Genomic DNA, 21789 nt, shown 5'->3' on the forward strand with positions numbered 1-21789 from the left:
AGACCCCGATCAGCGGGATCACCGACATGAACGCCCCGGCGATCACCATCGACTGGTCGGTGGTGTAGGCACCGTTCAACTGCTGCACGGCCACCTGCAGTGTCACCTTGCCCTGATCGGTCATCACGATCAGCGGCCAGAGGTAGTCGTTCCAGATGTGGAAGAAGGTGAAGATCCCCAGGAACGCCAGACCCGGGCGCAGCACCGGCAGCCCCACCGTCCACCACTGCCGGAAAAACCCGGCTCCGTCCACCCTCGACGCGTGGATCAGCTCGTCGGCGATCGCCCCCTGCGCGTACTGCCGCATCCAGAAGATCCCGAACGCGTTGGCCGCAGCGGGGATGATCAGCGCCTTGAGCGAGCCGACCCAGCCGAGCCAGGCCAGGGTGACGAACTGCGGCACCAGCGCCAGCTGCATCGGGATCATGAAGGTGGCCAGCACGATCCAGAACAGCACCCGCCGCCCGGGGAAGTCGTACTTGGCGAAGGCGAAGGCGGCCAGCGAGTCGAAGAACAGCACCAGGAAGGTGACCGCGGTGGCCGCCACGATGGTGATGCCCATCGACCCCCAGAAGTCGATCTCGTCGAACACCTTGTTCATGTTCTCCCACAGGTGGGAGCCGGGGAGCAGCTTGGGCGGGTAGGCGAAGATGTCCCCGGTCGTGTTCGAGGCCATCACGAACATCCAGTAGAACGGGAAGATCGTGACCAGGACGCCGACCATCAGCATGACGTGGCCCAGGACCGTCCGTACTCGGGCGGCGGTTTCAGCGCGCACGGGACTTCCCCTTCCCCTTCGCCTTCGTCTTGGGGGTGCCCATCGCGTCCTCGCCGCGGCCGGCGACCAGCCGCCAGTTGATGATCGAGAACACCGCGATCAGGATGAACAGCGCCCAGCCGATGGCCGCGCCGTAGCCGAACCGGTTGAAGATGAACGCCTGCTGGTACAGGTAGAGCACGATGGTGGTGGCCTCGCCACCGGGCCCGCCGACGTTCCCAGTGTCGTCCGGGAACATCACGTGCGGTTCGGTGAACAGCTGCAGCCCGCCGATGGTGGAGGTGATGACGACGAAGAGGATCACCGGGCGGAGCATCGGGATGGTGATCCGGAAGAACGTCTGGCGGGCGTTGGCGCCGTCGACCTTGGCCGCCTCGTACACGTCGCTGGAGATGGCCTGCAGGCCGGCCAGGCAGATGATGGTGTTGTAGCCGAGCCATCGCCAGATGGTGATCAACGCGACGGAGACCTTCATCGCCCACGGGTCGGACAGCCAGCCGACCTCGCCCGCGCTGATCGCCCGCAGCATGCTGTTGAGCAGCCCGGAGCTGTCGCTGAAGACCGAGCCGAGGACGATGGTCATCGCCACGATCGAGGTGACGTTCGGGATGAAGTAGGCCACCCGGTAGAACGCCTTGAACCGCACGGTGGTGTGCAGCGCGTAGGCGATGACCAGCGCCAGGAAGACCATCGGGACGGTGGCAAGGATCCAGATGATCAGGGTGTTGGTGATCGACTTCCAGAAGTCGGGGTCGGTCACCAGGTACTCGTAGTTCTCCCAGCCGATCGACTGCATGTCCCCGATGCCGTCCCAGGACATGAAGGACAGGTAGATGGAGAAGGCGACCGGGAAGACGCCGAAGACGGCGAAGAGGAGGAAGAACGGGGACACCGCCGCGTACATCGGCCAGTAGCGGCGCCAGCCGGGCAGGGGCTTGGATCCGTCCGGCGGCGGCTTGACGCCGTTCCCGCGCAGCTTGCCCGCGCGCCCGCGCAGGGTCTCGGTGAGGCTCATGTCAGAACACCCCCTCGCGGGTCAGCTCGCGTTCGATGTCGTCCTGGGCGTCCTTCCAGGCCGCCTCGACGCTCTTGCCGGCGTCCACGTTGGCCATCTCGTCGAACATGATGGGGTCGATCACGCGGTCGTACGGGCTCCGGTAGGCGGTCTTGACCTCTCGCGCGGACGGGGCGAACACCTCGATGGTGCGCTGCCCGCCGTAGAAGGGCCGCGGCTCGCGCATCTCCGGCATCTCGAAGGAGAGCGGCGAGGACGGGAACAGCGACATCTCCGTGAACGCCGTGACCTGGTTCTCCGGCGACTGCAGCCAGGAGATGAAGGTGAAGGCCGCCTCGGGGTTCTTCGAGTACTTCGTGATCGCCAGGAAGGAGCCGCCCTCATTGCCGGCGCCGCCGGGCGGGGTGGTGACCCGCCACTTGCCCTCGGTGTCCGGTGCGACCGCCTCCGGGTAGGCGAGGCCCCACCACGTCGCGCCGATGGAGACTGGCTGGCGGCCGCTGGCGACCACGCCCTCCACATCGCTGGAGCCGTCCAGGGCACCGGCCGACAGGCCCTCCCGGGACACCCGGTAGCCCAGTTCGAAGATCTCGCGGATCTCGTCGCGATCCCCGATGTACTGGCCGTCCTCGGTCATATACCTGTCGCCGCCGAGCTGACCCATCCGGACGTCCCAGATCTTCCTGAGGTTGGGGCAGATCACCGCCCGCTCCTGGGACTTCTGCAGTTCCTTGCCCAGGGCGATGAAGCCGTCCCAGTCCGGGGCCCGGGCGGCCAGCTCCTCCGGGTCGGTGGTGATCCCGGCCTCCTTGAGCAGGTCGGTACGGTAGTACAGCCCGGTGGGGCCGGTGTCCATGGGGAACGCGATCATCCGGCCCTCGGGCGTGATGCACTGGTTCCACTTCCAGTCCAGGTACATGCTCTTCAGCTCGGCCGCGCCGAAGTCGTTCAGGTCGATGAACATGTCCTGGTTGGTGAAGTAGGTGGCCACGTCAGCGTTGATGCCGATGATGTCCGGCACCATGGACTTGCCGGCGAGCGTGGTGCGCACCTTGGTGTTGTAGTTGCCGCCGACGTTGGTCCGGCTGACCCGGAAGCCCTCGGCCCCGGGTATGCCCTCGGTCTCGGCCCGGGCGACCAACTCGTCGCTCACGGACCGGTCCCAGGCCCACATCGTGATCTCGTCCGACCTGCCGAGCGAGCGCTGCGAGCCGCAGCCCGCGAGCCCCAGTCCGCCGGCGGCGGCCCCGGCGCCGAGCGCCAGCAGCCTCCTTCGTGACACTGCCATGACGCGTGCACCAGCCTTCCGATCGAGTGCCCACCCCTTGATCGTTCGGGGCCGTAGGTTAAAGCGCTTGCAGCGGGGGAGGTCGAGCCTAAGGGCGAGTCATAGCACGATCAATACCGGTGCAGACAACGAAATCGACCCGGTGGGTTGACACACCCATGTCGTCGGCGTAGTAACCGTTTTAACATCTCCGACACGGAGGCCGCCGATGCCCGAGTTCCCGTCGCCGACCGCGGGCGATGCATCTCGACGGCGCCGGGGCCGACGAGGCTGTCACGACCGGGTTCGTGCATCCAGCCCCGCCACGTCGACTGCACCTCGCGGGCGTCGGGTTCCGGCGGCCTCACCGTCGACCGGCTCTCCCTCGTCACGACCTGATGTCGCTCCTGCGACTGCCTGATATCCCGTGCTCTGCCGGTCTCTTCGGCCGGCAGAGCGTGCTGGACCCTTCCTGCCACACGTCGTCACCTCGTCAGGAGAAGAACATGAGCAGCAAGCGTCCGGCCCGCGTCATCGCGGGCACGACGACGTTGGTCACCGTGGCGTCTGCGACGTTGCTCATGGTGCCCGCGCCGGCCCATGCGATCTACGGAACCGCGGACATCAAGCCCATCGAAAGCAACATCGCCGCCAAGCCCTGGGCCTCGGCGAAGGCCAGCAGCGGCTCGGCGACCGCCGGGCTGGCCGTCGACCGCGACCCGGCGACGTCCTGGCGCCCCGATCGTCCCGGCGCCCGGCAGCGGCTCACCGTCGACCTCGGTGGCAGCTACGACAACCTGCGCAAGGTCAAGGTGCTGTTCCCGGACCGCGACGTGGCCCACCGGTACGTCGTCGACGCTTCATCCGACGGCCGCACGTGGAAGACCATCGCCGACAGGTCCCGCAACCGAGCCGTGTCGCGAGGGGAAGTACACCTGTTCACCCGGCCGGACACGCGCTTCGTCCGGCTGACGTTCACGGGTGGGCCGGACCGTGCCCGGGCCGGTGTCAGCGAGCTTCAGGTCTTCAACTACCTGCGCGACGACCTCGTCCTCGGCGCCGACCTGTCCTGGGTGGACGACCACCAGGACCGGCAGTACTGGGTCGACCCCCTGGCCGAAGACCGCGGCGCCGGGCCCCACCTGCTCGACGTGGTCAAGGACCGCGGCATGCAGCACACCCGGCTGCGGATATTCAACGAACCGCGCAGCGAGGGAACCGGTGAGTTGACGCCGATACCGCGCCAGGGTCCGGAGCGCTCACTGGAGTCGGCGAAGTGGATCAAGCAGCGGGACATGAGCCTCGGCATCGACTTCCACTACGCCGACTCATGGGCGGACCCGAGCAAGCAACCGAAGCCACGCGACTGGGCCGAGCTGGAGTTCCCGGAGCTGACCGAGGCCGTGTACGACTTCACCGCCGACTATCTGGACCGGTTGATCCAGCAGGGCACCACGCCGAAGAAGGTCGCCGTCGGTAACGAGATCATCAACGGCTTCCTCTACGGCAGCGAGGCGGCCGAGATCGGCACGACGGCTCCGCCGTATTTCGTCGACCAGGCCGATATCTACCAGTCCAAGCCCGGCGGCGGCCTGCTGTGGAAGTACTGGAAGTCGACCGACCCGGCGGAGCAGAAGCTCTACGACGAGTCGTGGGACCGGTTCACCACCCTGGCCGCGGCCGGGATGAAGGCCGTCCGCGACGCGTCACCGAAGTCCAAGCTTGAGATCCACGTGATCGTCGACAAGGACAACGACGGACTCGCCAAGACCATGGAGTTCTGGGACCAGTTCCTCACCCGGGTGCAGGCGAAGGGGCAGAACCCCGACGTGCTGGCCATCTCGTACTACCCGGAGTGGCACGGTACGCCAGAGATGCTGGATCACAACCTGCACACCATCGCCACCACCCATCCCGGCTACGAGATCGACATCGCCGAAACCGCCTACCCCGCCTCCGGTGGCGACGGCTCGCCGGTACCCGGCTCCCCGTACCCGCGCACCATCCAGGGGCAGGCGGACGCTGTCCAGCGGGTGTTCCAGGCCGCAAACGACCTGATCGACAACCGGGGTTCCGATGTGCTGGTGTGGGAGCCGGCCGGCTTCCAGACCATGTTCCGGGAGGTGCCCGAACTGGAGAACACCTGGGAGCCGCACGCCTCCATCGATGTCTTCAACGCCAGCCGCGCCAAGCACATCCTCCAGGACACCGTCTACACCACCACTTCGGTGGGCGCCGCCCCGAAACTGCCCTCCTCCATCCGGATGCTCACCACCGCCGACAACACGACCACCCGTGTCCCTGTCCGCTGGCAGCCGCTGCCGCCCGGCGCGACCGACAAGCCGGGTGAGGTGACGGTCACGGGGACGACCGGCAAAGGTCCGGTCACGGCGGTCATCGACGTCGTTCGCGGACGCTGCGAACGCGACTCGACCACCCCGTAACGGAGCAGTCCGCCTGTCCCCCCCCACCCAAGGAGTCATCCGGTCCGGCGGCCCGGGCCGGATGACTCCACGCTGGTGGCCCGGCACAGCGGCAAGGCCGCCGACATCGACGGGACCTCCACCGTCGACGGCGCCCGCATCTCCCAGTGGACCTACACCGGCGACCCCAACCAGTGCTTGTGCAAACCACCCGGGAGGCGATCCATGGCGCAGCGTTTCCGCAGTCCGACCGCACCGCGGCGTCCGTACCGAGGCGGCGCCGCCGCGGTCGTCGGCACCGCCCGGGCCGGTGCCGCCGGGGGCCGGGAGGTCGTTCCCCTGCGCGACGGCTGGCGGTTCGCCCTCGTCAGCCCGGACGGTGGCACCGACGACAGCACGGGCCCGTACGCGGGGGCCGCCGAGCCGGACCACGACGACAGCGGCTGGCGGCGGGTTGCCGTGCCGCACGACTGGAGCATCGAATTCACCCCCACCACCGAGTACGACACCGGCGGCGGCACCGGGTACCTGCCCGGCGGCCTCGGCTGGTACCGGTACGCCTTCACGGTGCCGGCCGCGCTCGCCGGGAGCCGGATCTCGGCCGAGTTCGACGGTGTCCACATGGATGCGGCCGTGTACTGCAACGGCGTGCTCGTCGGCCGCCACCCCTACGGGTACGCCGGATTCGCGTTCGACCTCACCCACCTGCTGCACACCGACGGCAGCACGCGGAACGTCCTCGCCGTCCAGGCGCGGAACCGGCTGCCCAGCAGCCGCTGGTACCCCGGCAGCGGCATCTACCGGAACGCGCGGCTCGTCATCACCGACCCGGTGCACGTGTCCCGCTGGGGCACCCGGGTCACCACCCCCGGCCTGGCCGGCGCCCTGCGCGGCGGGCGCGCGGCGAGCGCCACGGTGCGTGCCCGCGTCGAGGTGGCGAACGCGGGCACGCACACCCGCCACACCGGCGTGATCGTCCGCACCACCGTGCTCGACCCGGACGGCAACTCCGTGGCCGACGCCTCCGTCACCGTCCGCGCTCCCGCCGGCGGCACCGAGACGGTCGTGCACGACCTCGCCGTCGACGGGCCACGCCTGTGGTCCACCACCGAGCCGCACCTCTACGCCCTGCGCACCGAACTGCGCACCGCCGACGGCCGGACCACCGACGTGCACCACACCACGTTCGGCACCCGGCACGTGGCCGTCGACCCCGACGACGGTGTGTTCCTGAACGGCGAGTACACCAAGCTCCAGGGAGTCGACCTGCACCACGACCTCGGCGCGCTCGGCGCCGCCGTCAGCCCCGACGCGGTGGAACGGCAGCTCCGACTCATGCGGGACATGGGCGTCAACGCCCTGCGCACCTCCCACAACCCGCCCGCCCCCGAGATGATCGCCGCCTGTGAGCGGCTGGGCATCATGATGGTGGTGGAGGCGTTCGACTGCTGGCGGCGTGGCAAGAACCGGTACGACTACGGCCGCTTCTTCGACAAGCACAGCGCCGCCGACATCGCCGAGATGGTCCGCGCCGCCCGCAACTCGCCCGCCGTGATCATGTGGTCCATCGGCAACGAGATTCCCGACTCCACCAGTACGGCCGGCCTGGCCATGGCCGACCGTCTCATCGAGGGCATCCGGCAGTTCGACGACACCCGCCCGATCGTCATCGGCTCCGACAAATACCGCAGTCTGCCGGAGGAGGGGTCCCCGGCCGACCTGATGCTCGCCAAGCTCGACGGACTCGGCCTCAACTACAACACCGCGGCCTCGGTGGACGCCCTGCACGCCCGCTACCCGAAGCTGTTCCTCTTCGAGTCGGAGTCCGCCTCGTCCACGTCCACACGCGGCACCTACCAGGAGCCCGAACACCTCAACACGGGCGAGAACCACGCCCCCGGCCGCCGCGCCGTCTCCTCGTACGACAACAGCCTCGCGCCATGGGCGATAAGCGGCGAGTACGGGCTGAAGAAGGACCGGGACCGGCGGTTCTTCGCCGGCCAGTTCCTGTGGTCCGGCATCGACTACATCGGCGAGCCGATGCCGTACGACGTCTTCCCCGTCAAGACCGCGTTCTTCGGCGCCGTCGACACCGCGGGCTTCCCCCAAGGACCTGTACTACGTGTTCCAGAGCCAGTGGACCAGCGAGCCCATGGTGCACCTGCTTCCCATGGACTGGACCGCTCACCAGGAGGGCGAGACGGTGGAGGTCTGGGCGTACACCAACGTCGACACGGTCGAGCTGTATCTGAACGGGAGATCGGTCGGCGTGCGCACGTTCGACCGCAAGACGACGGTGGACGGCCGCCCGTACCTGGAGACCACCGAGGCGACGGGGGACGACAAGGCCGTCACCGGCGGGCCGTGGCCGGGCAGTTACACCAGCCCGAACGGCAGCGCGGGCAAACTGCACCTCACCTGGCGGGTGCCGTTCGCGCCCGGCGAGCTGCGGGCGGTGGCCCGGCGCGGCGGCCGGACCGTCGCCACCGACGTGCTGCGCACCGCGGGCCCCGCCCACGCGGTGCGCCTGACCCCGGACCGGGACGCGATGCCGGCCGACGGCAGATCGCTCTGCTTCGTGACCGCGGAGGTGGTGGACGCGCACGGCACCGTGGTGCCGGACGCCGCGCACCGCCTGGCGTTCGACGTCGCCGGCGGCTCGCTGGCCGGCGTCGACAACGGGCGGCAGGAGAGCGCGGAACGGTACCAGGCCAGCACCTGGACGGCGTTCCACGGCAAGGCCCTGGCCGTGGCCCGGTCCGGTACCCGTCCGGGCCGCCTCACCGTCACGGCGCGGGCCGGGGGGCTGCGCACGGGGACTGCCGCGGTGCGGACCGACCCGGCCCGGGACCCGGCCACCACGCCGCCCGCCCGCTTCACTCCGGGCCCGGAGCCCGTGCCCCCGGACCGCCCGGTCGCCGACGCGAGCTACTCCGGCAAGCCCGACACGCTGCCCGCGATGATGCTGGACGGCAACCCGGAGACGGGCTGGTCCAACGCGTTCTGCACAGAGCCCACGGCCCTGCTGCCCGCGCTCGACGGGGCCCGGTGCAGCGACCGGGTGTCGGTGAGGTGGGACCGCCCGCGCGGCGTGGACCGGCCGGAGGCCTCCTTCACGGTGGACGACAGGCACAGTCTTCCGGCCACGGTGGAGGTCGCCGCGTGGGACCCCGACCGGCACCGCTACGTCCCGGTCCGCCACGCCGCCGTGGAGTGGGCCCGCATGTCGGACGCGCCCACCCTCATCGTCTTCGACCGGCTGCGGACGACGAGCCTCCGGCTCAGCATGACCAGCCGTCACCCCGGCGAACCGAAGGGGGCGCTGCGGATCAGCCGGCTGGAGGTTCCCGAGGTGTGAAGTGAGCATGATCGTGAGGTCGGCAGGCACAGCGCGTTGACCACACCGAAAGGATCAGATGGTGACTTTACCCCCCAAACCCCCCACACGTCGCGCCGTACTGGGCGGACTCGCCTCGGCCGCAGGGGCGTTCGCCGCGGCGGCAGCGACTCCCGCGGCACAGGCCGCCGGCCTCCGCGCCGGGGCTGCCGCGGCAGCTCTCCCCGCAACCCACACCCTGGCCCCCAGCGGCGCGTGGTGCTGGTTCGGTGACCCACGGGCAGTGCATCACCGCGGCCGGTACCGGCGCACCTTCGTCGGGTACATCACCTCGTCCGGCGACATCAGGGTGACGCAGTACGATCACGACAGCGGCGAGTATGTGACCTCCACGCTCGACGCCGGCTTCGAGATCGACGACCACAACACCCCGTCGATCCTCATCCGCCACACGGGCCATGTCGTGGTGTTCTGGTCCGGGCACCAGGGCCCTTCCATGTACTACCGGCGGTCCGTGGCGCTTGAGGACGTCGGCCGGGGCTGGGAGAGAACCAAGGAGATCCCCACCAACACCGAGGGCGGCACCGGCTACACCTATCCGAACCCGGTGGAGCTCTCCGCGGAGAACAACAAGCTGTACCTGTTCTGGCGGGGCGGGAACTACAACCCGACGTGGTCGACCACGACCGGCGGCGACCGGTGGACCGACGCGGCCACTCTCGTCTCGGTCCCCGGCCAGCGGCCCTACGTGAAGGTGGCGTCGAACGATGTCGACACCATCCACTTCGCCTTCACCGAAGCCCATCCGAGGAACCTCAACACCAGCATCTACCACATGTACTACCGGGCCGGCTCGCTCTACCGGACGGACGGCAGCCGGATCGGGCCCCTGTCCACTGCGGTGACGCCCGCCCAGGCCACGAAGGTCTACGACGCCGACGCGGGCGGCGGGAAGTCATGGGTTCACGACATCGCCCTCGACGGCCGGGGCCGCCCCGTCATCACCTTCGCGCGGTTCCCCACGGACACAGACCACCGGTACCACTACGCACGGTGGAACGGCACCGCTTGGGAGGACCGGGAGCTGACCGCCGCCGGCGGCACGATCGCCGAGAAGCCCGGTGAGATCAACTACTCCGGTGGCATCACGCTCGATCACACCAACCCGTCCGTAGTCCTCCTCTCCCGCCGGATCGGGTCCGTCAACGAGATCGAGCGCTGGACGACGACGAGCGGCGGAACGACGTGGGAGAGGGAGGCCGTCACCGCGGACTCCACGGTCACTCAGGTCCGGCCCATCACCCCACGCGGCCTGGACTCCGGGGAACGGCTGGGCATCCTGTGGATGGCAGGGCGCTATCCGAGCTACACCGAGTATCAGACGCACATCCAGGCGACGTCGTAGCCGGCGCTCGCGGCACCGATGCCCGCCGTCGGCCGCCGCGGGGGTGCGACCGGGGCCGGTCCTGCCGGCCGGTTCGGTCAGCCTCGCGGTTCTCTGCCGCAGCCGGTCGGCCGATGCACGGCCGCTGCGGCCGGTTGCACCATCCCGTGGCCGAACCGGGCACGGGCTCGGTCGGCGACCGCCTCGATCCGGCGGGCCTTGTCGTCCGCGGGGTCGAAGGACAGCTGACGGGTGGCCAGTTCAGCGGTCGTCAGCTCCTCGGCGCGCAGGAAGACGGCGCGGACTCGGGCGCGCTGCAGACCGAGGCGGCCGTGGAGACCGTAGGCGGCGGTCGTCAGTACCCGGGTGTGGGCCGTTGGCTCGGGAAGCCTGCGCGTGCGGGTCGTCGTCGTCCGGTCGGCGTAGCGGAGGGCGAGGGTGAGGGCGCGGGCGACCCGGGCCTCGCCGCGTAGCCGCAGCCCGAGGTCGTCGGTGAGCCGGAGCAGGGCGGCTCGCTGGCGGGCGGGGTCCAGTTCGTCGTGGTCGAAGCGGTGCTCGGCGCTCAGCGAGCGGGGCGGGGCTGTCGGTGTCACCGGGATCGGGTCGATGCCGCGGGCGGCGTCGTGCAGTCGGCGGCCGGCCGAGGTGCCGAGGATGCGCTGGAGGGTGCCGAGCGGGGCGGCGGCGATCCGGTCGACGCTGTCCAGGCCGTACGAGGCGAGGATGCGGGCGGTGGCCGGGCCGACGCCGTGCAGGGCTGCGGCGGGTTTGCCCGCCAGGAACGCGGTGACCGCGTCGATGTCGTCGGGCAGGGTGCGTACTGCCGAGGGCGGGCCGTCGGTGGCGACCATGCGAGCCAGCAGCGGGTTCGCGGCGATGCCGACTGTCGCGCGCACCGCGTACAGGCCTCCGGTCCGTGCTCGCATGCGCTCGGCCAGTGCGGCGGCGTCGACTCCGAAGTAGCGCAGGCTGCCGCTGACGTCGGCCAGCGCGGCGTCCGGGGGCAGGGCCTGCACGACAGGTGTGTACTCGGCGAGTAGCGCAAGGAGACGGCTGTGCAGCTCCTCGCCGATGCCACCGTGGAAGTGGATGTAGAGAATACTCACCCTGCACTCCCCGGGCTCTGGTGCCACAGCTTGCGGCTGTTCTTCGTGGGCTCGCCCGGTGGTTGCAGATCCGCCCACGGATGCAGCTCGTACCCCGTCTCCAGCTGGATGCTTCGACCGCCGTCCGCGGCGGGCCCCGGAGCGGGTCCCAGCTCGGTCAGCCGCTCCGTCACGGCGGGCAGCCCGCCGGTGCGGCGCAGCTCTGCCAGTTCCGCCAGGTTCCACGCGGCCGAGCCGACGACGGACAGCGCTTTGCCGTTGCCTCCGCCGCGCCGCTGCACCACGCCCCGTACGAGGAGCAGCCAGGAGTGGAAGACGGTGTGCGCGCAGGCGTCGTGGCTGTCCTCGAAGAAGGCGCAGTCCACCAGCCCCGTCGTGTCGTCGAGCGTGGTGAAGATGACCCGCTTGCCGGAGCGGACCGGCGGGGTCTGGGTGGCGCCTTTGGCGCCGGCGACCAGCACGATCTGCCCGTGCTCGGCATCCTTCAGCTGCTTGGCGGAGACCGCTCCGAGTTCCTGGAGCAGTTCCTTGTGATCGACCATGAGATGCCGCGAGGCGTCCATGCCCAGCACGCCCAGTTCGGCGCCGAGCCGTTCGGCGTCGTTCAGGTCGGGCAACCGGGTGGGCGCCACGGCGTCCCCGTTGCCCGTGCCCCCGTCCAGTGTCAGCTGGCCCTGAGGGGTCCTGCTCTGGCCGCGGTGCAACTCGGTGAGATGCAGCAGCAGATCGCGCCGGTTCTTGCCGAAGCGGTCCAGCGCACCGACGTGGGCGAGCCGTTCAGCGACGGGGCGGGAGGGGCGGGCGCGGTGGACGAAGTCCTGCAGCGAGGTGTACGGGCGCCCGGCGACGATCCGCTCTGCCTCGCCCTCGCTCATCCCGTGCACGTCGCAAAAGGCGAGCCGGATGCCGTACACGGGGCGGCCGCTCCCTGCATCAGACGCCAGTTCGACCCGGTAGGTGGAATCCGACGCGTTCACATCCAGTGACAGGATCGGCACCCCCCACCGCCGCGCGTCCGCGAGCAGCAGCCGTTTCGGGTACATCCCCGGATCGTGACTGAAAAGGCCGGCGTAAAAGGCCGCCGGGTAGTGCGCCTTGAGCCACGCCGACTGGTAGGAGGGTACGGCGAAGGCCACCGCGTGCGCCTTGCAGAACCCGTATGCGCCGAACGCCTCGACGATCTCCCAGGTGTGTTCGATCGCTTCCGGCTCGTAGCCGCGTCGCAGTGCCCGCCCCTCGAACCAGTCCTTCACCCTGCCCACCTGGTCACTGCGGGAGAGTGCGCGGCGGGCGTAGTCGCCGAAGGCGTAGCCGCATCCGGTCATCTCATGGAAGATCTTGATGATCTGCTCGTGGAAGACCACCACCCCGTGGGTCTCCCGCAGCGCCGGCTCCAGGCGCGCGTGCGGGTAGCGGGGCGCCTGCCGTCCGTGCCGGGCCTTGACGAACGGATCCACCATGTTCGCGGCGACCGGGCCCGGCCTGAACAGTGAGATGTCCACGACCAGATCGTGGAAGGTCTCCGGCTGCAGCCGGGCGATCAGGTCGCGCTGGCCGGGCGACTCGGTCTGGAAGCAGCCCAGGGTCTGGGACGACTTGATCAGCTGGTATGTCTTCGGGTCGTCCATCGGCACCTGCGCCTCGTCCTCCAAGTCGATCCGGTGTCCGGTGGTCCGTTCGATCTCGGCCACGGCGTGCGCCATGGCCGACTGCATCCGCACCCCGAGGACGTCGAGCTTGAGCAGACCCAGGTCCTCGACGTCCTCCTTGTCGAACTGCGACATCGGGAAGCCCTCGCCGCTCGTCGGTACGACGGGGGTACGGCGCAGCAGCGTGGCGTCGGAGAGCAGCACCCCGCAGGGGTGCATGGCGATGCCGCGCGGCAGTCCGTCCAGGGCCTCCACCAGATCCCACATCTGCGGCCCGTACGCCTCGGGGTCGATGCCGCGCAGTTCGGGAAGCTCCTGCAGGGCGGCGCGGGCGTCGCGGGAACGGATGTGAGGAAACGATTTTGCAAGCCGGTCGACCCTGTCGGGATCCAGCCCGAGCGCCAGGCCGACGTCCCGTACGGCGTGGCGGACGCGGTAGGTCTCGGGCATGGAGACGGTCGCCACCCGTTCCGGGCCGAAGCGGTCCAGGACGGTGCGGTAGACCTCCAGCCGGCGGGCGGATTCCACGTCGATGTCGATGTCGGGCAACTCGGTGCGCTGGTCGGACAGGAAGCGCTCCATGAGCAGGCCGTGCGCGACGGGGTCGGCGGTGGCGATGCCCAGGAGGTGGTTGACCAGCGAGCCGGCGCCGGAGCCCCGTGCGGCGACCCGGATGCCGAGCGCTCGGGTGTCGGCGACGACCTGGGCCACGGTGAGGAAGTACGAGGCGTAGCCCCGGCGCTCGATCAGGTCCAACTCCGCTTCCAGCCGCTCCCAGCGTCGGCGGTCCCGGTCGTAGCGGCGCAGCACCATCGCGGCGGCGCACTTCGAACGCAGTACTCGCTCGGCGGTGCGCCGGTGTGCGCCGACCAGCCCGGGCTCGGGGAAGTGCACGTGCCCGAGGCCCAGGTCGTCCTCGGGGTCCACTCGGCAGGCGGCGGCGGTCTGCTCGGTGATCTCCAGCAGCCGGCGGGCGGTGGTCTGCCGGTAACCGGCGGCCTCGGCGGCCTTCTCGGCGATCAGGGCCATCTCGGCGGCAGGCTTGAGCCAGCGCTCCCCGGTGTCGCGTTCGCCGCGCGGGTCGGTCGGCGCGAGCCGCCGCGCCGAGTCCAGCACGTCTGCCACCGGGCCCTGGCCGGGGTCGGCGTACCGGACCGCGTTGGTCAGCACGGGCTTGACTCCCTGGTCGGCGGCGAAGCCGAGGGTGCGCGCGGCCAGCCGCAGCGAGCCTGGACCGGTGCCGGTACGGCCGTGGCTGAGGAGCTCCAGACGCAGAGAGTCACCGAACCGCTCCCGCCACGGTGCCAGCAGCCGAGCGGCGCGGTCCGGTCGCCCGGCCGCCAGCGCGCGGCCGACGTCGGAGCGGGGGCCGAGCAGCACGACGACGCCGTCGCCGCCGAGGACGTCCCAGGGCAGCAGCGGCTTCCCGCCCGGTGTCCGGTCGGCGGCATGCGCGGCGGTGACCAGCCGGCACAGCTCTGCCCAGCCGCGGGCCCCGTCCCGGGCGAGGAAGAGCACCCGCTGCGCCGACTCGTCCACGAACGCGCCGCCGCGCACCGGGGTGCGTCGCCGCTCCGTACGCCCCGTCGTTCCGGGCTGCTCTGCCACGGCCAGGTCCACACCGAAGACGGGCCGTACGCCCGCCCTGGTGGCAGCCTTGGCGAAGCGGACGGCGCCGCCCAGAGTGTCCCGGTCGGTCAGGGCAACCGCGTCCATCCCCCGTTCGGCGGCGCACTCGGCCAGCCGGCCGGGGTGGGAGGCGCCGTAGCGCATGGAGAAGCCGGAGACGGCGTGCAGATGCGTAAACCCCCGCACCTGTACCACCTCGCCACCGACCTGCACCCCCAGGTTCACCGTCGCTCGCCCGTCCTTCGGGAAGCGTGAGAGCCACGATAAACCAGAGTCGAACGTTTATGCGATTCGGTGGCCACCGCCCGTCCGGGGGTCAGCCTCCCAGCGCGCGCTTGAGGACCTTGCCCATGTCGTTGCGGGGGAGGGCGTCGAGGAAGTGGACCGTACGGGGCCGCTTGTGCGGGGCCAGGTGGTCGGCCACGTACGACGCCAGCTCCGCGGCGGCCGGCGGCGTGCCGTCCGGGACCACCCAGGCGACGATGCGCTCGCCCAGGTCCGGGTCCGGCTCGCCGGTGACCGCGGCCTCGGCGACGGCCGGGTGCTCCAGGAGCGCGTTCTCGATCTCCCCGGCGCCGATCTTGTAGCCGCCGGACTTGATGAGGTCGGTGGCGCGGCGGCCGACGATGCGGTAGCGGCCGGCGGCGTCCCGCACCGCCATGTCGCCGGTGCGGAACCAGCCGTCGCGGAACGCCGCCGCCGTCGCCTCGGGGCGGTTGAGGTAGCCGGTGAAGAGGTGGGGGCCGCGGACCTCGATCTCGCCGACCGTCTCCCCGTCGTACGCGGTGAGTTCGGCCCCCGCGTCGTCGACGAGCCGGGCGGCGACGGAGGGCAGGGGGACGCCGACGCTGCCGGCGGCGTCCGGGTCGTCGGGGCGGACGCTGGTGTTCATCAGCGTCTCCGTCATGCCGTAGCGCTCCACGACCCGGCGGCCGGTCGCCGCGGTGAGCCGCCGGTGGTCCGCCACCGGCAGCGCCGCGGAGCCGGAGACCAGCAGCCGGGCGCGGCCGAGGGAGGTGGCCAGCGCCGTGCCGGACGGGGCGTCGTCGAGGGCGTCGGCCAGCCGGTGGTACATCGTCGGCACCCCGAACAGCATCGTGCCGCCCGCGTCCAGCGCCGCCGCCACCGCCTCCGGCCCGAAGCGACCCACGTGGTGCACGGCGCCGCCGCGGCGCAGCGGGCCCAGCACGCCGAGGACCAGCCCGTGGACGTGGAACAGCGGCAGCGCGTGCACCACCGTGTCCCGCTCCGTCCAGCCCCAGACCTCCGCGAGGTCGTCGAGGGTCGCGGCCAGCGCCCGCTGCGACAGCACGACGCCCTTGGGCGGGCCGGTCGTACCGGAGGTGTAGACGACGAGCGCGGCGGTGCCGGGTGCGGGGGTGTCCGGCCGGGCGGTCGCGACCGTGCGCTCGGACCCGGGGCGCGGGCCGGCCGCCGGCGGCTCGGCCCGTACGTCCGCCGCCCCGTCCACCGCCACGGCCACCCGCTCGATCCCCGCCAGCGCCTGCGGCAGCTCCGCCCCCGGCGCCGCCAGCACCAGCTCCGGTTCGCTGTCCGCCACGATGTGCGCCAGCTCCCGCACCCCGGTACGCGGGTTGAGCGGCACCGCCGCCACGCCCGCCACCAGCGCCGCGGTCACCGCCACCGCGGTCGCCGGATCCGGCGTCGCCCAGACCGCCACCCGCCGGGCGCCGGCGATCCGCCGGCCGACGGCGTCCGCCGCCGCGGCCAGCCCGCCGTACGTCAGCACGGTGCCGCCGAAGCGCAGCGCGACCCGCTCCGGCGCGGCGTGCAACGCGGGGAACAACTCCCACGCCGCCCCCGCGGCTTGCGCGTCCCGCGACTCCCGCACCGCTTCCGTCTCCCGCATCTCCATGACGCCCGCTCTCCTCCCCCTCGGCCAGCACCGGCGACCCCGCGCCCCCGCACCGTAACCCGTCGTCGCGACCCGCGGCCTCACGCACCCCGAAACGCCGCGCCGGCCCGTGGGGGCGGGCGCGGCGTCGGTCCCTCCGGGACCGGTCCTCAGCCCAGCGGCCGGAAGCGCCGCAGCCGGAGGCTGTTGGCGACCACCGAGACGGACGAGAAGGCCATCGCGGCGCCGGCGAGCATCGGGTTGAGCAGGCCCGCGGCGGCGAGCGGGAGGGCGGCGGTGTTGTAGCCGAAGGCCCAGGCGAGGTTGGTCCTGATCGTGGACAGGGTGGAGCGGGCGAGCCGGATGGCGTCCGGGGCGGCCCGGAGGTCGCCGTTGACCAGGGTCAGGTCGGCGGCCTCGATGGCGGCGTCCGTACCGGTGCCGATGGCCAGGCCGAGGTCGGCCTGGGCGAGGGCGGCGGCGTCGTTGACGCCGTCCCCGACCATGGCGACGGTACGGCCCTCGGCCTGCAGCCGCTTGACGGCGTCGACCTTGTCCTCGGGGAGGACCTCGGCGACGACCTCGTCGATGCCGACCTCGGCGGCCACGGTCTTCGCGACGGCCGTGTTGTCGCCGGTGAGCAGGATCGGCGTCAGCCCCAGGTCCCGCAGCCGGGCGATGGCCTGCGCGCTGCTGGGCTTGACCGCGTCGGCGACCTCCAGCAGGGCGCGGGCCTCGCCGTCCCAGGCGACCGCGATCGCGGTGCGCCCGGCCTTCTCCGACCGGTCCTTGGCCGCGGCGAGTGCGGCGGGCAGTTCGATCGCCCACTCGGCGAGGAGCTGCTGCCGGCCGACGAGGACCGCGTGGCCGTCGACGACGCCCTGGACGCCGAGCCCGGGCACGTTGGCGAAGTCCTCGGGCACCGGCAGCGTACCGAGGCGTTCGGTCGCGGCCGCGGCCACCGCCCGGGCGACGGGGTGCTCCGAGGCGTGCTCCAGCGCACCCGCCAGCCGCAGCACCGTCTCCTCGTCCGCGCCCTCCGCGCCCTCCGCGCCGTCCGTCGCGTCCGCGGTGTGCAGGGCGTGCAGGGCGTGCAGGGTCATGGTGCCGGTGGTGACCGTGCCGGTCTTGTCCAGGACGACGGTGTCGACCCGGCGCGTCGACTCCAGGACCTCGGGGCCCTTGATGAGGATGCCGAGCTGGGCGCCGCGGCCGGTGCCGACCATGAGGGCGGTCGGGGTGGCCAGGCCGAGGGCGCAGGGGCAGGCGATGATCAGCACGGCGACCGCGGCGGTGAACGCGGCGGCGATCCCGTCGCCCGTACCGAGCCAGAAGCCCAGCGTCCCCAGGGACAGGGCGATGACGACGGGGACGAAGACGCCGGAGATGCGGTCGGCGAGCCGCTGCACGGCGGCCTTGCCGTTCTGGGCGTCCTCGACCAGCCGGGCCATCCGCGCCAGCTGCGTGTCCGCGCCGACCCGGGTGGCCGCCACGACCAGCCGGCCGCCGACGTTGACGGTGGCGCCGGTGACGGCGTCGCCCACGGCGACCTCCACCGGCACGGACTCCCCGGTGAGCATGGCGGCGTCCACGGCGGAGGCGCCTTCGACGACGGTGCCGTCGGTGGCGATCTTCTCCCCGGGCCGGACCACGAAGCGGTCCCCGACCGCCAGCCGGTCCACGGGCACCCGCTCCTCGCGGCCGTCCCGCAGCACCGCCACGTCCTTGGCGCCCAGCTCCATCAGCGCGCGCAGCGCGGCGCCCGCCTTCCGCTTGGACCTGGCCTCGAAGTAGCGCCCGGCGAGGATGAACGTCGTCACGCCGGCGGCGGCTTCGAGGTAGATGTTGCCGGAGCCGTCGCCGCGGGCGATGGTCAGCTCGAAGGGGTGGGTCATTCCGGGCTCGCCCGCGGTGCCGAAGAACAGCGCCCACAGCGACCAGAGGAACGCCGCCGACGTACCGACCGAGATCAGCGTGTCCATGGTGGCGGCGCCGTGCCGGGCGTTGGTCAAGGCGGCCCTGTGGAACGGCCAGGCGCCCCAGACCACCACCGGCGCGGCCAGCGTGAGCGAGAGCCACTGCCAGTACTCGAACTGCAGGGCGGGCACCATCGCCATGGCCACCACCGGCACCGACAGCGCCAGGGAGCCGAAGAGCCGCTGCCGCAGCGTCCGCAGTTCGCCGGGCGGCCCCTGGTCGCCGGCGTCGCCGGCGTCGCCGTCCGCCCCGTCGCCCGCGGCCGGTGCGGCGGGGGCGGGCGGTGCGGCGGTGTAGCCGGTACGTTCGACGGTGGCGATGAGGTCGTCGACGCCCACGCCGTCCTCGTACGTGACCTTGGCCTTCTCGGTGGCGTAGTTGACGGTGGCCGCGACGCCCTCCATGCGGTTGAGCTTCCTCTCGATCCGTGCGGCACAAGAAGCGCAGGTCATACCGCCGATCGCGAGTTCGACCTCGGCTGTTCTGCCCGGCGTGGTGGTGGTCATCACTGCTCCTTGTGGCTCGCTATACCCTCTGGGGGTATGGGATCCTCCGACGCCATGTATACCCCTGACCCGTATCACATGCAAGCGTCGGCCCGCTGGCTTGACTGTATACCCCTAGGGGGTATCGTGACGAGTGTCGAGGCCGGTCGCAGCGACGGGCCGACCGAGAGGAGCGAGCGATGAACACCGCAGCCAGGGCCGGACTCTTCGCGGGTGCACTGGCCGTCGCGTTCGCCGGGGCCTACGGGGTCGGCAGCGCCGTGGGGCCCGTGAACGACGACGAGACCGCCGCCCCCGCCCACGGGCACGCCGCGGGTGACGCGGACCAGGGCGCCGGAGAGGGCACGGGGGAGAAGGCGGGAAGGAAGAGGGCCGCGGGGGAGGGGCACCGGGGCGGCCATGACGAGGGCGCCGGCCCCGCCGCGGGCGGGCTGCAGCTCTCCGAGTCCGGCTACACCCTCGACCTGGCCACCCCGCGGATCGACGCCCGCAGCCCCGCCGAGCTGCGCTTCGCCGTGCGCGGCGCCGACGGCGAGCCCGTGACCTCGTACGAGCGGGAGCACGGCAAGGAGCTGCACCTGATCGTCGCCTCCCGCGACCTCGGCACCTACCGCCACCTCCACCCCGTCCGGGCCGCCGGCGGCACCTGGAGCACGCCCGTCGAGCTGCCCGAGGCCGGTGACTACCGGGTCTTCGCCGACTTCGTGCCCACCGGCGGCCCCGGGAACGGCCTGACCCTCGGCGGCGACCTCGCCGTCGCCGGCGACTACCGCCCGGCGCCGCCGGCAGGGCCGGAGCGGACCGCGACCGTCGACGGGTACGAGGTGACGCTCGCCGGCGGCCTCGCCCCCGGCTCCGCCCGCGACGTGGAGTTCACGGTGACGAAGGACGGCGAGCCGGTGACCGACCTGCAGCCGTATCTCGGCGCGTACGGGCACCTCGTCGCGCTCCGCGCCGGCGACCTGGCGTACCTGCACGTCCATCCCCGGGGCGAGCCCGGCGACGGCGGCACGGAGCCCGGTCCCGGGGTGGCGTTCTCCGCCACCGCGCCCAGCACCGGTTCGTACCGCCTGTTCCTCGACTTCAAGCACGACGGCCGGGTGCACACCGCCGCCTTCACCGTCACCGCGGGCGGCGGGGACGGCGCGGGCGGCTCGGAGAGCGGGCCGGACGGGGCGGGCACCGGCGGGCACGGCCACTGACGGCCGTGGTAGACCTGCTGCATGCGCAGCAGGAAAGCACTCGTCCGCCGCCCCGGACCGCGTCTCGCCGAGGGCCTGGTCACGCACATCGCACGCACACCCGTCGATGCCGACCGGGCCCTCGCCCAGTGGCGGTCCTACGTCGCCGCCCTCGAACTGCACGGCTGGGAGACCGCCGAGGTCGAGCCCGCCGACGACTGCCCGGACGCCGTCTTCGTCGAGGACACGGTGGTGATGTACAGGAACGTCGCCCTCGTCACCCGCCCCGGCGCCGACTCCCGCAAGCCGGAGACCCGGGGCGTCGAGGACGCCGTGAGCCTGATGCGCTGCTCCGTGAACCGCGTCCGCGAGCCCGGCACGCTCGACGGCGGCGACGTGCTCAAGGTCGGCGACACGATCTACGTGGGCCGCGGCGGGCGCACCAACGCCGAGGGCGTCCGGCAGCTCCGCGCCTGCTTCGAGCCGCTCGGCGCCCGCGTCGTCGCCGTCCCGGTCACCCGGGTGCTGCACCTGAAGTCCGGCATCACCGCCCTGCCCGACGGCACCTTCGCCACCCACCCGGGGCTGCTCGACGAACCGTCGCTCTTCCCCGGCCGCCTCGCGGTGCCGGAGGCCGCCGGGGCGCACGTCGTCCTGCTCGGCGGCGGCGCGCTGCTGATGGCGGCGAGCGCACCGCGGACGGCCGCCCTGTACGAGGACCTGGGCTACACGCCGGTGCCGGTGGACATCAGCGAGTTCGAGAAGCTCGAAGGCTCGGTGACGTGCCTGTCGGTGCGGATGCGCGGCCTGTACGCCTGACGGTGCCGCGCCCGCGGCGTCAGCGGCTCTCCGCCGCCACCCGCAGCGACCCCCGGGGGGCGTGGACGGCGGGCGGCAGGGCCGGGGCCGGCGTGAGGTGCCCGCCGAGCCGGCGGCCGGCCGCGACCGGCGCGCGGAGGCTCGGGGGCAGGCCGACTGACGCGCGTAGAGCCGAGGCCTGACGACGTACCCGGGCGGCGGCCACCTCGCCCCCCGGGCCGCCCGCGGCCGCGTGCGCGGCGGCGAGCACGTCGAGCGTGCGCGACGTCCAGTACGGGGTGTCGAGGTGGCGCCAGACGGACAGCGCCTGCCGCGCCGTCGTCTGGGCGGCCGCCGGCCGGCGGGCGTGCAGCTGCAGGTCGGCCTGGGCGCGCAGCGTCAGCGCCTCGCCGAACCGCTCGCCGAACCGCCGGTACGCGGCCAGGCTCTCGTCGAGCATCCGCTCCGCCCGCGCCGGCTCCCCGATCACGTCCGTCAGATGCCCGAGCCACTGCAGCGCGTGCACCTCGCCCACCCGGTCGCCGATCTCCGCCGCCAGCTCGCAGCTGCGCAGCATCCGCGCCGCGGCCGCGTGCACGCGGCCGCCGGCGAGGTCGGCGAGGCCGAGGTTGCGCTCGGCGGACGCCTCGCCGTGCCGGTAGCCGTGCTGGTGCGACAGGGCCAGCGCGCGCTCGAACTCGCGTCGGGCGGCGCCGGGTTCGCCGCACTCCAGGTGGACGCTGCCGAGGGCGCAGCGCGCGTACGCCTCGGACCGCGCGTTGCCGCCCGCCCGGGCCTGCTCGATGCCGCGCCGCAGACAGGCGGCGGCCTGCGCATCCCCGAGGACGCCGACCCCCTGCTGCGCGGGCGCATCCGCAGGCTCC

At 72.1% G+C, this 21789-nt stretch carries 11 protein-coding genes and 2 pseudogenes; 5 read left to right on the top strand and 8 right to left on the bottom strand.

The features are described 5' to 3' along the window. From ABD317_RS16600 to ABD317_RS16610, 3 genes are all read right to left on the bottom strand, one after another. A partial coding sequence (locus ABD317_RS16600) for a carbohydrate ABC transporter permease (RefSeq protein ID WP_425582376.1) occupies positions 1 to 778 on the bottom strand: 778 nt, incomplete at its 3' end. Further along, positions 768 to 1793, bottom strand: a complete 1026-nt coding sequence (locus ABD317_RS16605; RefSeq protein WP_344290749.1) for a carbohydrate ABC transporter permease — start codon at positions 1791 to 1793, stop codon at positions 768 to 770. The genes ABD317_RS16600 and ABD317_RS16605, both read right to left, overlap by 11 nt. A 1-nt stretch (position 1794) precedes the next feature. Then, positions 1795 to 3081, bottom strand: a complete 1287-nt coding sequence (locus ABD317_RS16610) for an ABC transporter substrate-binding protein (protein WP_344290750.1) — start codon at positions 3079 to 3081, stop codon at positions 1795 to 1797. A 485-nt stretch (positions 3082 to 3566) separates the two neighbouring features. On the opposite strand from ABD317_RS16610, the gene ABD317_RS16615 reads away from it, so the two are divergent. The 3 genes and pseudogenes from ABD317_RS16615 to ABD317_RS16625 all read left to right on the top strand — a co-directional run bounded on the left by ABD317_RS16615 (position 3567) and on the right by ABD317_RS16625 (position 10225). Next, on the top strand, positions 3567 to 5504 hold the full coding sequence (locus ABD317_RS16615; protein WP_344290751.1) for a glycosyl hydrolase 53 family protein: 1938 nt from the start codon (positions 3567 to 3569) through the stop codon (positions 5502 to 5504). 204 nt (positions 5505 to 5708) lie between these two features. Then, positions 5709 to 8841, top strand: a pseudogene (locus tag ABD317_RS16620) (glycoside hydrolase family 2 TIM barrel-domain containing protein). Between the two features lie 262 nt (positions 8842 to 9103). Further along, positions 9104 to 10225: a BNR-4 repeat-containing protein gene (locus ABD317_RS16625; RefSeq protein ID WP_344290752.1), complete on the top strand. Its 1122-nt coding sequence runs from the start codon at positions 9104 to 9106 to the stop codon at positions 10223 to 10225. Positions 10226 to 10302: 77 nt separating this feature from the next. Here the strand turns inward: ABD317_RS16625 and ABD317_RS16630 are convergent, their stop codons facing one another. From ABD317_RS16630 to ABD317_RS16645, 4 genes are all read right to left on the bottom strand, one after another. Further along, positions 10303 to 11310, bottom strand: a complete 1008-nt coding sequence (locus ABD317_RS16630) for a DNA polymerase Y family protein (RefSeq protein ID WP_344290753.1) — start codon at positions 11308 to 11310, stop codon at positions 10303 to 10305. After that, positions 11307 to 14732 carry a DNA polymerase III subunit alpha gene (locus tag ABD317_RS16635; protein ID WP_425582377.1) on the bottom strand — a complete coding sequence of 1142 codons (3426 nt, stop codon included), beginning with the start codon at positions 14730 to 14732 and terminating at the stop codon, positions 11307 to 11309. The genes ABD317_RS16630 and ABD317_RS16635 overlap by 4 nt, the downstream gene beginning before the upstream one ends. A gap of 172 nt (positions 14733 to 14904) precedes the next feature. Beyond that, positions 14905 to 16458, bottom strand: a complete 1554-nt coding sequence (locus ABD317_RS16640; RefSeq protein ID WP_344290760.1) for an AMP-binding protein — start codon at positions 16456 to 16458, stop codon at positions 14905 to 14907. 155 nt (positions 16459 to 16613) lie between these two features. Next, entirely contained in the window at positions 16614 to 18926 is a 2313-nt protein-coding gene (locus ABD317_RS16645) for a heavy metal translocating P-type ATPase (RefSeq protein WP_344290754.1), read from the bottom strand. 179 nt (positions 18927 to 19105) lie between these two features. Between ABD317_RS16645 and ABD317_RS16650 the strand changes: the two genes are divergently transcribed. Next, positions 19106 to 20128, top strand: a complete 1023-nt coding sequence (locus tag ABD317_RS16650) for a hypothetical protein (protein ID WP_344290756.1) — start codon at positions 19106 to 19108, stop codon at positions 20126 to 20128. 21 nt (positions 20129 to 20149) lie between these two features. Beyond that, complete coding sequence (ddaH, locus tag ABD317_RS16655) at positions 20150 to 20926, top strand: dimethylargininase (RefSeq protein ID WP_344290757.1); 777 nt, start codon at positions 20150 to 20152, stop codon at positions 20924 to 20926. A gap of 19 nt (positions 20927 to 20945) precedes the next feature. On the opposite strand, the pseudogene ABD317_RS16660 reads toward ddaH, so the two are convergent. Next, positions 20946 to 21789: pseudogene (locus tag ABD317_RS16660) on the bottom strand (BTAD domain-containing putative transcriptional regulator); the annotation flags it as partial.

This window comes from Streptomyces synnematoformans (assembly GCF_039531005.1).
GTDB lineage: Bacteria > Actinomycetota > Actinomycetes > Streptomycetales > Streptomycetaceae > Streptomyces > Streptomyces synnematoformans.